Origin of the sequence: Psychrobacillus sp. FSL K6-1415, from assembly GCF_038003185.1 — a bacterium.
Lineage (GTDB): Bacteria > Bacillota > Bacilli > Bacillales_A > Planococcaceae > Psychrobacillus > Psychrobacillus psychrodurans.
The window spans coordinates 3,429,564-3,441,571 of record NZ_JBBOOQ010000001.1; the positions used below are offsets into that span (position 1 = coordinate 3,429,564).

A 12,008-nucleotide genomic window follows, 5' to 3' on the forward strand; every position below is an offset into this window, starting at 1 on the left:
GTTCCTCCTGTTGTGATTATACTTTTTCGATTGGGGCAAATTTTGCAAGCAGACGCTTAATACCCGTAGGACTTGGGAATGCAATATCTAGCTCAGTATTCTCACCTTCTCCACGAACACTGACAACCATACCTTCACCCCATTTTTTATGAGTCGCTTTGTCTCCGACTTGCCAGCCCATTTTTTCTCCACCAGACTCGTTGTATGCTGGACGAGTAACTACTGCTTTACGAGTATTACCAATAGCTTTTGCATGTCTTTCTGGATTTTTGCCAATATCTTTTGTCCAACCAACGACTTCCAGAATATCATCTGAAATTTCTTTGATAAAACGAGATGGGCTATTAAAACTTCCACGACCAAAAATAGTTCGAGACTGCGCACAGGTAATTACAAGTCTTTCTTCTGCTCTAGTGATTCCCACGTAGGCCAAGCGTCGTTCCTCTTCCATTTCATCATCGTCACCAAGTGATCGTGAATGTGGGAAGATGTTTTCTTCCATCCCAATGATAAATACTACAGGGAATTCTAACCCTTTTGCCGCATGCATTGTCATTAAAATAATATTCCCTTTAGATACATCTTCATCTTCATCCAATTTATCTATATCTGAGATAAGTGCCAAATCAGTTAAAAATGCAACTAACGACTTGTCATCACTCTGTTTCTCAAATTCTTTCGTTACAGACAGAAACTCTTCAATATTTTCTAAGCGACTTTCTGCTTCAATTGTCTTTTCATTTTTCAACATCGTGCGATATCCTGTCTTATCTAGCACTTGCTCGACAATTTCTGTCACAGACAAAAACTCCTGCATTTGGGTCAGGTTATTGATTAACCCTTGAAATTGAATAACTGAGTTTACAGCACGAGCTGGTATCCCCATAAAGTCCACTTCACTTAACGCGTCTAAAATCGAGCGGTCCTGGTCCAGTGCATAGAGCGCCATACGTTCAAAGGATGTCGCTCCAATGTTTCGTTTAGGCTCATTAATAATCCGAGCAAGAGACAAATCATCATCGTTGTTGGCTATCAAACGTAGATAGGCAAGTAAATCTTTAATCTCTTTACGATCATAGAATTTTGTGCCGCCCACAATTGTGTAAGCCATATTCGATTTAACGAGCACTTCCTCCATCACACGGGATTGAGCATTCGTACGGTATAAAATAGCAAAATCATTTAAAGTACGATTTTCTAGTTCCATCAAGTCTTGAATTTTTTGAACTACATATTGTGCTTCCTGCTGTTCATTCATCGCTCGGAATAACTCGATTTTTTCCCCTTCTAGATTCTCCGTTCGCAAAACCTTCGGATATCTACTCGTGTTATTACCAATGACGTCATTTGCTGCCTGTAAGATTCGTTGTGATGAACGATAATTTTGCTCTAGCATAATTGCTTTTGCATTTGGGTAATCTTTTTCAAACGATAAGATATTCTGAATATCAGCTCCACGCCAACGATAAATTGATTGGTCCGAGTCACCAACGACACAAATATTTTTGAACTTTTTAGCAAGCATCTGCACTAGTTCATACTGTGCTTTGTTCGTATCCTGATATTCATCCACATGGATATACTGGAACTTGTTTTGGTAAAATTCAAGCACATCAGGAACTCGTTTAAATAATGTCAATGTCAACATGATTAAATCATCAAAATCGAGGGATTGGTTCTTTCTCAATTTTTTTTGATAGCTTTGATACACATTTGCCACTGTCTTTTCAAATGGATTCATCTCATTCATCTGCGCACGATACGTATCCGAATCGATACAAATATTTTTGGCACCACTGATGGCATTAAGCATCGAGCGAGGGTCATATTGTTTCGAATCAATATTTTGTTCTTTTAGCACATTTTTAATAACCGTTAATTGATCACTTGTATCTAATATCGAAAAGTTTTTTGTGTATCCAATTCGATCAATATCTCTTCTTAAAATACGTACGCACATGGAGTGAAACGTTGACACCCACATTCTTTCCCCTGTTCCTGCTCCCAATAAGCCGTTAATACGTTCACGCATTTCTCTTGCCGCTTTGTTTGTAAAGGTGATTGCTAAGATTTTCGATGGGTATACTTCTTTTTCCACGATTAAATATGCGATTCGATGCGTTAATACACGCGTTTTCCCTGAACCTGCACCAGCCATAATAAGAAGTGGACCTTCTGTTGTCTTCACGGCTTCTTCTTGTTCTTTATTCATACCATTCAATAGGTTTTTCGCGATGATTTCCATAGTGCACTTCCTTTCGAGAACATTTGTTCCCTAATCATATCGTAATTCTATTGTTTACTCAATTTCTTTACAGCTTGAACTGTCTTTAATGCCTCTGCCAAGTTGTCGTATACTTGATTGCCCACAATGATTGTATCCGCATAGGTAGCCATTTGTCTTGCATGCTCCTCTGTTTGTATACCTCCACCATAAAATAGCTTTGTGTTTTTTAAACGATTCTTTACTTTTTTCACAGTTTCTACGTTTCCATACATTCCGCTATATTCCATGTAGAAGACTGGAAATTTAAATAAATACTCCACCATTTCCGCATAAGCTATTATATCTTCTTCACTGCTCGGATTCACTGCATTCGTCAATTTTGCCGCTTTACAATCGGGATTTAAAATGCAATACCCCTCTGGGATAATCTCATCCCAATTCATAACTTCTCCGAACTCCTTGGTAGCTGCATGATGTAAATCCTTTACCCACTTCGTTTCAGAGCTATTTAATACACTCGGTATAAAATAATAATCGAACCCAGGTGTAATAGATTCAATCGTAGATACTTCTAATGCCACAGGAACTGCATACCTTCTAATACGCATGAGCAAATCAATCACATTGTCGAGTGTTACATTGTCAGATCCACCGATGATAATTGCATCTGTACCAGATTCGCAGATTTTTTCTAGAGCATCTGCACCTATAGGTTTTGCCGGGTCTAACTTAAATATATGTCGCCAATCTTTATATTCCATTTTTTTCACCTACATCTAATTAGTTAACATTCATCCATTATAACAAAAAAACTGAACAGACATCGCTGTTCAGTACATGTTCTAACATATTTTGAAAACTTATATTTTTCTTCCTACTCTTTTATTGTTGGTACTGGATTTTCATCAGGATATAGTCGCCCTAACATCTCATCGTAGGTACCATTACCATAGTCATATGCACGTCTTACACGTGATATTGTTGCAGTACTTGCCCCAGTTTCTTTTTTTATAGATTCATATGTTTTTTTCAAGCGCAATAAATGTGCGACCTCGAAACGCTGTGCCAAGGATTGAATTTCACTTATCGTACATAGATCATCAAAAAATCGATAGCACTCTTCCATATCCTTTAATTCTAGTACCGCTTTAAATAGTTGTTCGGTTTGATTGCCTTTAATTTTTTCAATCTGCATTGCGGTCATCTCCTCTTTATTTAATTGGCTATATTATTTCGTATCTGGATTTTCACTTATTACATACAATACCTAGGCTAGTTAAGGTAAATAAGTTACCATTTCCTCTAATCCAGGACTAGTTGGTATAAAATTGATCCAAGTCTGTCCCGGTACTAGTTTTGCAGGAACCCCATTTTCCATCGGCATAAGAATTCCATCAATATTTTCCCATTCGATTTCCTTCATAATACCTGCTTGGAATATATAAGCTCTTCCTCCATCATTCAAAGATAACTGACGTCTACCAGAACTATCAATAACTTTATGTGGAATTTCCATGCATATTACATTTGCAATTTTAATAGCTTTGTCTGTCTCTTTATCTATTGTAAGAACTCCAGCGGTCTCTCTCTCATAAATACCCTCATCCGATATATACGTATATTCATTCTCAAAAGATGAGCCCGATCCGTAATGGATAGAAAAATTAGATACGGGATTACCAATTTTTATCCCTTCAAAGGATTCATAGAAAGAGAACCTAGGTATTTTACTCATTTCCATCGAAGCTCCTACTTTTTCCGCACCTGCTAAAATCTTTTCTTTTGTAATATACGAATTATGAGGAGCTTTTCTTTCACTTGATCGCTCAAATAATATGCCATCGTATTGCATTCCATTTATATTATCAACTACTCTAGAACTCAGCATTTTTTGAGCATCTGGACTATATCCATGTGCAATATAAAATGCGTCTAGCCCTTTGGCAACGTCAACAAAGTAATCTCTAGCACTTCTAACAGGTCCAAGTTTTTCTGGAATCTCACTTTGGTACACTGCTAAAAATCTTGTCACATTGCCTTCTGCTAACATTTCATAAATGATATCTGCTTTTGCTATTCCCGACTGTGGACGTGCGATCGGATGATTGTTGATAGTGACTAATACGGGTCTTTGTGTCAATTCTTTTTCTGAGCCAATACCAGTGAAGGGAGCCCTATACGGCAGCACTTCTTCCTCCGCTTGTACTTCTACTTCTTCCACTACATCTTCTATTATCTCTTCTACTGGATCTGCTTCATCTTTACTGGAACAAGCTACGAGAAGTACACTAGCAGCTATTAAAATTCCCCATCGTTTGAACACAACCAACGTCCCCCTACCTCATTAATGCTGGAAATAATACTTGTTTTTTCATCACATCAAAAATTCCTCTTTGCGTAATCCTTACATATGGTAAGTGTGTCGCTTGTAGAAATAACAATGTATAAATCGCATCCCCATGCTTAAATCCTCTATTAGCTAGTTCTTTTTTTAATACTAGCTCTTCTTCTATTAATTCTTCTACTGACTTATTAGAAAGTACTCCGCCTATTGGAAGTTCAATAGAACAAACAACTTGCTCATCTTCTACAATGACTATTCCACCATTCATTTTCTTAACTTCCCTAAAGGCTTGTTGCATACTTTTTTTATTCTTCCCAATTAATATAATATCTCCTGTATTAGAGTACGAAGAAGCGAAGCCCATTAGAGAAGTTGCGAAACCTTTAATAAGTGTGGATACCTTCCACTTCCCTTTACGGTCTAATAACAATAGAAAACTTTCATCGTGATCTTTTGATAGCTCGATGTCGGTTGTATCAAATGAGATGGAATAGGGTTTAGTAATTACATCATTTACCATTTCTATACCAAACGGTATCGAGAACTGAAAGTCTGCTTCTGATACATCAAACGACAAGTTTAAGTCTGGCATAGGAGACCAGTCAATTGGCTCTAATGTTCTCGTCTTTTGTTGCTCTTTCTTCAACCATACTCCTTTGGATAATACACTTAATGGGACAGGACTTTGCTCATCCTTTAAGAAATTGAGATTTGCAAAACGTCCCGTTGCAATTACGCCATGTAAATTAGACAAATTATAGTATTTCGCCACATTAAAGGATGCCATCAAATATGCATCAATCGGTTTCACTCCTGCATCTAGTGCGACTTGAATGCATTTATCCATAACTCCATCCACATGAAACGAAGGAGTTGCTCCATCTGTCGTCATCATTAAATGATCAAAAATATGAAGATCTTTTTCTAAAATATCCTTTAATAGTTGTGGTAAATCTGGACGTATCGACGAATGACGGAGTGTTACCGCATATCCATGAAGAATACGCCGCTCCACTTCTTCAATGGTCATCGCCTCATGATCTCCATCTGCTCCTAATAAACGCATCCTTGCAAGCGTGCGCTCAGAGGCTCCAGGAAAATGCCCTTCAATTTTCATACCATTTGTCTTAGCTTGCTGCAGCCAATAAAGCATTTGATCATCACCTGAAAGTAAGCGTGGCCACCCTGTCAACTCACCGCCCATTATGACATCATGACGCTTTATCCATTCTCCTACTGTTTTTGAAGTAAACAATTCTTCTTCATTCTCTAACTCCGTTTGAGAATCAAAACGTGCCCACCAATAAAAAGAAAATGGCCTTTTTTGTAGTTCATCTATTAATGAAAACGCTTTCTTATTTTCAAGCATCAAGAAAAAAGTTAAGTTATCTGCGATAAATGTAGTCGTTCCTAATTGAGCAGCATAATCTGCAAAGGTTTGTGGATTATAAAGCTGGAATGGATGTACATGAGGCTCAATATAACCTGGTACAATTTTTTGACCAGTTGCATCATATACCTCTGTTTGGTCGGAAACTAACGGCATTTCAGAACCCGTATAAACAATCCGATCTTTTACAATCCAAATGTTTCCTGTAATCCATTTCTTTAAATGACTATGCAGAAACGTTGCATTAGTAATAACAATGTCTGGTGACTGCATTCCATTGACCACATCGAGCTGATGCCTTATTTCTTCAATCTTCCAAATGGGATATTGCATTCCATCCATTCTCCTTTCTTTTTGTTTACTCATAAAAATAATATTAGCATAGTACTTTAGTAAAGCAAAGTAGCGAATTTTAAATTCAGGGAAATAAAATGGTAAAGTTAGGAAATAAAGACTTGAAATCCACATGTAAAATCTAACAAAATGGAGTCACAATTCTTTAAGTTAAAAGCTATTTCTAGCGTTTTCAGTAGACATCGACAGACTTGAACGTTTATGACTGATTCAATTTTATTTTATCATTACTTGTTTCCTTCTGTAGGCTACTTGCTTTATGTTTTTATATACTGTTGGAAGGATATTTTCACCAAATTAGTTTACTATTTTATAGGATAAATGTGTATATACCACGGAAATCATTGCTGGATTATATTCAAGAGAGACTTTTATATACTTCCTTTAAAAAAGCAAAGAAAAACATATCGTTTTTCTTTGCCTGATCGTCAATTATTGAAATGTACGCCAGCCAATATCTTTACGATAGAATAGACCATTCCATTCAAAATCAGCTAAGCCTTCATATACTTTTTGTTGTGCTTCCTTTAAAGTAGACTCGCTCGCTGCCACGAGGATGACACGTCCTCCATTAGCTATAAAGTCTTCGTCTTCTACTTTAGTCCCGGCGTGGAAAACATATAATCCTGCGCTAGTTAATGCTGTTAAATCTGGAAGCTTAGCACCTTTTTTCACGTCAGCAGGGTAACCCTCAGATGCGATTACAACACCAAGCACCGCTTCATCGGACCATGTTAATTCAAATGGTGTTTCATTCATCAAGGCTAACATGAACTTTCCAAAATCACTCGTCATTCGGGGCAATACTACTTGCGTCTCCGGGTCTCCGAAACGCGCGTTGAACTCGATTACTTTTGGTCCTTCATTCGTCAAAATCAATCCTGCATAAAGAATACCTGTAAAAGTGATTCCTTCTGCTGTCATTGCTTTCACAGTTGGAACTATGACAGTTTCGTACGCTCTGTCAACTATGTCCGATGAGATTTGTGGAACTGGTGAATAAGCACCCATTCCCCCTGTATTCGGTCCTTTATCGCCATCATAAGCACGCTTATGATCCTGTGCGATGACCATTGGATAAATTTGTCCTTTATGGACGAATGACATAAAAGAGAATTCTTCTCCGGCTAAAAACTCTTCAATAACTACTCGTGATGAGGACTCTCCGTATAACTGATTACCAATCATGTCTTCCACAGCTTGGTTTGCCTCTTCCACTGTCATGGCAACTACGACACCTTTACCAGCTGCAAGTCCATCTGCTTTTACAACAATTGGAGCTCCTAGCTTTTCAATATATGCCTTCGCACTAGCTACCTCTGTGAAAGTTTCATACGCAGCTGTAGGAATATTGTATTTATCCATAACTTCTTTTGCGAACGCCTTACTTCCTTCAATTTGAGCTGCTGCTTTTGTGGGACCAAATATTCGTAAACCTTCTGCTTCAAAATAATCTACGATGCCAGCTGCCAGTGGTTGCTCCGGTCCTACAAATGTTAAGTCAATGTTATTATCCTTTGCGAAGGTTGCCAGTTCTTCAAAAGCCAGCACATCAATGGGAACAATCTGAACATCCCTTGCTATGCCGTCATTACCCGGAGCTACAAATACATTTTCAACTGAAGGTGAATCCATGAATTGTTTGGCTATTGCATGCTCACGGCCACCACTACCAATTACGAGAATATTCATCTAGATATTCCTCCTTAGTGTTTGAAATGACGAACGCCAGTGAATACCATCGCAATACCATATTCATTCGCTTTGTCGATAGAATCTTGGTCTTTCACTGACCCACCTGTTTGAATAATAGCTGTAATACCTGCTTTAGCAGCAATCTCCACTGTATCGTTCATTGGGAAAAATGCATCTGAAGCAAGACCTGCTCCTATTGCACGTTGTCCCGCTTGCTCTAAAGCAATTTTAGCTGAGCCTACACGGTTCATCTGGCCTGCACCAACACCAATGGTCATATCTTCGGTTGCTACTACGATTGCATTAGATTTAACGTGTTTAACTACGCTCCAACCAAGCTCTAATGCTTTCCATTCATCGGCAGTTGGCTCCCGATCGGTTACTACTTTTACATCTGCATCCTTTAACCCGAATGTATCAGGGGATTGAACAAGTAATCCCCCCTCCACAGATACTGTATTCCACGCATCCTTTTTCGTTTGCTCATAAGAAATAGTCAAAAGGCGAATGTTCTTTTTCGCTGTAAGCATAGCAATTGCCTCATCTGAAAATGAAGGAGCTATAATAATTTCTAAGAAAATACCTGCTAATACTTTTGCAGTTGCTGCATCTACTTCTCGATTTAATGCAACAATCCCACCAAAGATAGACGTTGAATCTGCTTCATAGGCTTTATTGAAAGCATCCGAAATTGTTTCGCCTGTCCCAACACCACACGGATTCATGTGTTTCACCGCTACTGCAGCTGGAAGTTTAAACTCTTTTACGATTTGAATAGCTGCATTAGCATCCTGGATATTATTATAGGATAGCTCTTTACCATGCAGTTGTGTTGCAGAAGCAATCGAAAAATCAGAACCAAGTGGTCGTTTGTAAAATGCTGCTTGTTGATGAGGATTTTCACCATAACGTAAAGATTGCTTTCGTTCATATGTAAGTGTCAACAATTCTGGGAATTCTTCACCAGCTAAATCGGTCATATAGCCAGCAATCAATGCATCGTATGCAGCAGTGTGACGGAACACTTTTGCAGCAAGTTTGCGTCTTGTTTCAAGTGTCGTCTCACCACTCTCTTTTAACTGTGCAAGTACTTCAGCATAGTCAGATGCATCTGTTATAACTGTTACGTACTGATGATTTTTCGCTGCTGAACGAAGCATTGATGGTCCGCCGATATCAATATTTTCAATAGCATCTTCAAATGTCACATCTTGTTTGGAAATCGTTTCACGGAAAGGATATAAATTTACACAAACTACTTGAATAGGAGTTATTTGATGCTCTTCTAGCTGTGCTTGGTGTGAAGGGTCGTCATGCTTTGCCAATAAACCACCATGTATCATTGGGTTCAATGTTTTTACTCGACCATCCAAAATTTCTGGAAAGTTCGTAACTTGGTCTACTGATGTAATTGCCACACCATTTTGTTCTAAAAATGATTTCGTTCCACCAGTTGATAAAATTTCATAGCCAAGTAGTTCCAACTCTTTTGCAAACTCGAGAATTCCTGATTTATCTGAAAGACTAATTAACGCACGTTTTGACACCATAATTCCTCCTTAAATTGGTAGTTCTATTTGTGTTCATTGCTATTGGAATATTACCGCTGAGATTAGAACTTAATCATTGCCACTAAGCTGGATGTGCGCTGCCGCATCCGCAAACAAGAGTTGCAATAAAGTTAGTAAATGGATATTTTTACCACTACGCAAGTAAATCATAACTAAGAGCAAGTAACCGTATCATAAGCGCAAGTAACTTATCTAGTTAAGCAAGTATTATTATGCTAAACGCAAGTAACTAGCGTGCCAAAGCAAGTAAAAAAAATATTTGCCTTTTGATGACTTTTTACGGCTATGCGCTGCTATACACCGATTAAATGGATATTTTTACCTCTACGCAAGTAAATCATTCCAGAGAGCAAGTAACCGTATCATAAGCGCAAGTATCTTATAAAGTTAAGCAAGTATTGCTATGCTAAACGCAAGTAACTAGCGTGCCAAAGCAAGTAAAAAAAATATTTGCCTTTTGATGACTATTTTTACGGCTATGCGCTGCTGTAAAGCGATTAAATGGATATTTTTACCGCTACGCAAGTAAATCATTCCAGAGAGCAAGTAACCGTATCATAAGCGCAAGTATCTTATAAAGTTAAGCAAGTATTGCTATGCTAAAAGCAAGTAACTAACATGCCAAAGCAAGTAAAGCAACTACTTGCATTTAAATGACTATTTTTACGACTATGCACTGCCGCACACTTCGCTTTCAAGGATGAGTCGGCTTCTGCCCCTACATCCTTTTTGAAGTCTCATTCTTCGTGCTCTTGCGGCATGTAGGGCGCACATCCTAAGTAGTAATTACTTCCCAAACAACTGCTGTAAAGCTTTCGTATATAATGCATGCTCTACTTCATGGATTCGTTTTTCGGTTTGTACTCTATCGCCTTCCACTACCTCTACTGCTTGCTGTGCTATGATAGTGCCAGTATCCATGCCTGCGTCCACATAGTGAACCGTGACTCCAGTTACCTTTACTCCGTGCTCCATAGCTTGTCCGATGGCATCTTTTCCCGGAAATGCGGGTAGTAAGGAAGGATGGATATTGATAATTCGATTTGGAAATGCTTCTAATAAAACATCTCCAATCAGCCGCATATATCCTGCAAGGACAATCCATTCCACGTTTAGTTCGGTTAGTTTTTCTAAAATTGCTTGTTCATAAGCTGACTTAGAAGAAAAACTTGAAGGCTTAATAGCCAACGTAGCTATGCCCGCTTTCTCGGCACGTTCTACTATAAAAGCATCTGGCTTATCTGTCACTACTAGCACTGCTTCACCAGTGAGTTTTCCTTCTTGCACTGCATCATAAATAGCCTGAAAGTTTGTACCACTTCCTGATGCAAATACAGCAAATTTCGTTACTACTTCAGTCATTAAACTAAGCTCCCGTCATGTGTTCCGTTGAAGATTACCCCTTCACCTTTCACAACACGACCAATTGTAAATGCCTTTTCTCCATGAGCTTCAGCAATAGAAATTGCTTTTTCCGCTTCTTCTGTAGAAAGTGCAAGTACAAAGCCTATCCCCATATTAAACACATTATATAAATCACGGTCCGCTAGCTCGCCCTTTTCTTTTAAGAAATCAAATACAGGCAGCACTTCCCATGAACCCAGTTCAACTTCAACAGCAAGACCATCAGGCATCATCCGTGGTAAATTTTCGTAAAACCCTCCGCCAGTCACATGTGCCATCCCATGAATAAAAAGCTCTTGATGCATTTCCATTACAGGCTTTGCATAAATTTTCGTAGGGGTTAAAAGGGCTTTACCAATTTCACCTAACGCCTCAAATCCTTCCACAACATCACTCGGAGAGTAGCCTCGCTCTTCAAATACAATTTTGCGTACAAGTGAATATCCATTTGAATGAACACCGCTTGAGGCAATACCTACTAACACATCGCCTTCTGCAATATTCTCACCTGTTACGATTTTTGATTTTTCACAAGCTCCTACTGCAAATCCAGCAAGATCATACTCATCTTCCTCGTAAAGACCAGGCATTTCCGCTGTTTCTCCACCGATTAATGCTGCTCCGGATTGTACACAGCCGTCTGCTACCCCTTTAACAATTTGTTCAATTCTTTCAGGAACAGCTTTACCAACTGCTACGTAATCTAAGAAAAATAAGGGCTCGGCCCCTTGTGCTACGATATCATTAACACACATTGCTACACAGTCTACACCGATTGTATCGTGTGAATCTGTCATAAATGCAAGCTTCAATTTTGTTCCAACACCATCTGTTCCAGAGATCAAAACAGGTTCCTTATAATTCAATGAAGATAAATCGAACATCCCACCGAAACCACCGAAAGTGCCCATGATTCCTTTTCTAGCTGTACGCTCGACATGTGATTTCATTCTTTGCACGGCTTCATATCCAGCTTCAATATTAACGCCTGCTTTTTCATATGCTTTTGACATGTAAAATCCT

The 12,008-nt window shown here is 38.6% G+C and carries 9 protein-coding genes; all 9 read right to left on the reverse strand.

Annotated elements, in window-relative coordinates; genetic code table 11:
- Nucleotides 1-16: 16 nt before the first annotated feature.
- The 9 genes from pcrA to purM all read right to left on the reverse strand — a co-directional run bounded on the left by pcrA (nucleotide 17) and on the right by purM (nucleotide 11,998).
- Nucleotides 17-2,245, reverse strand: coding sequence for a DNA helicase PcrA (gene pcrA, locus MKY60_RS16660; RefSeq protein WP_241598281.1), 2,229 nt, complete (start codon nucleotides 2,243-2,245; stop codon nucleotides 17-19).
- Between the two features lie 47 nt (nucleotides 2,246-2,292).
- Nucleotides 2,293-2,988 (reverse strand): heptaprenylglyceryl phosphate synthase, encoded by a 696-nt coding sequence (locus tag MKY60_RS16665; RefSeq protein ID WP_340930648.1) that lies wholly within the window; start codon nucleotides 2,986-2,988, stop codon nucleotides 2,293-2,295.
- 113 nt (nucleotides 2,989-3,101) lie between these two features.
- Nucleotides 3,102-3,422 carry a YerC/YecD family TrpR-related protein gene (locus MKY60_RS16670; protein ID WP_090568010.1) on the reverse strand — a complete coding sequence of 107 codons (321 nt, stop codon included), beginning with the start codon at nucleotides 3,420-3,422 and terminating at the stop codon, nucleotides 3,102-3,104.
- Nucleotides 3,423-3,503: 81 nt separating this feature from the next.
- On the reverse strand, nucleotides 3,504-4,550 hold the full coding sequence (locus MKY60_RS16675) for a DUF3048 domain-containing protein (protein WP_340930649.1): 1,047 nt from the start codon (nucleotides 4,548-4,550) through the stop codon (nucleotides 3,504-3,506).
- Nucleotides 4,551-4,563: 13 nt separating this feature from the next.
- A complete protein-coding gene (locus tag MKY60_RS16680) occupies nucleotides 4,564-6,294 on the reverse strand; it encodes an adenine deaminase C-terminal domain-containing protein (RefSeq protein WP_090568007.1) in 1,731 nt (576 codons plus the stop codon).
- A 453-nt stretch (nucleotides 6,295-6,747) separates the two neighbouring features.
- The gene (purD, locus tag MKY60_RS16685) at nucleotides 6,748-8,007 is read right to left on the reverse strand and encodes a phosphoribosylamine--glycine ligase (RefSeq protein ID WP_340930653.1); all 1,260 of its coding nucleotides are present in this window, start codon (nucleotides 8,005-8,007) and stop codon (nucleotides 6,748-6,750) included.
- Between the two features lie 14 nt (nucleotides 8,008-8,021).
- On the reverse strand, nucleotides 8,022-9,557 hold the full coding sequence (gene purH / locus MKY60_RS16690) for a bifunctional phosphoribosylaminoimidazolecarboxamide formyltransferase/IMP cyclohydrolase (RefSeq protein ID WP_340931115.1): 1,536 nt from the start codon (nucleotides 9,555-9,557) through the stop codon (nucleotides 8,022-8,024).
- An 810-nt stretch (nucleotides 9,558-10,367) separates the two neighbouring features.
- Nucleotides 10,368-10,943, reverse strand: coding sequence for a phosphoribosylglycinamide formyltransferase (purN, locus tag MKY60_RS16695; RefSeq protein ID WP_340930655.1), 576 nt, complete (start codon nucleotides 10,941-10,943; stop codon nucleotides 10,368-10,370).
- Nucleotides 10,943-11,998: a phosphoribosylformylglycinamidine cyclo-ligase gene (gene purM, locus MKY60_RS16700; RefSeq protein ID WP_340930657.1), complete on the reverse strand. Its 1,056-nt coding sequence runs from the start codon at nucleotides 11,996-11,998 to the stop codon at nucleotides 10,943-10,945. Before purM ends, purN begins: the two co-directional genes overlap by 1 nt.
- Between the last annotated feature and the right edge of the window lie 10 nt (nucleotides 11,999-12,008).

Bases quoted from the DNA above. Each gene is read 5' to 3' on its own strand.
- pcrA (WP_241598281.1), bottom strand. From the start codon at position 2,245: ATGGAAATCATCGCGAAAAACCTATTGAATGGTATGAATAAAGAACAA.
- MKY60_RS16665 (WP_340930648.1), bottom strand. From the start codon at position 2,988: ATGGAATATAAAGATTGGCGACATATATTTAAGTTAGACCCGGCAAAA.
- MKY60_RS16670 (WP_090568010.1), bottom strand. From the start codon at position 3,422: ATGCAGATTGAAAAAATTAAAGGCAATCAAACCGAACAACTATTTAAA.
- MKY60_RS16680 (WP_090568007.1), bottom strand. From the start codon at position 6,294: ATGCAATATCCCATTTGGAAGATTGAAGAAATAAGGCATCAGCTCGAT.
- purD (WP_340930653.1), bottom strand. From the start codon at position 8,007: ATGAATATTCTCGTAATTGGTAGTGGTGGCCGTGAGCATGCAATAGCC.
- purN (WP_340930655.1), bottom strand. From the start codon at position 10,943: ATGACTGAAGTAGTAACGAAATTTGCTGTATTTGCATCAGGAAGTGGT.
- purM (WP_340930657.1), bottom strand. From the start codon at position 11,998: ATGTCAAAAGCATATGAAAAAGCAGGCGTTAATATTGAAGCTGGATAT.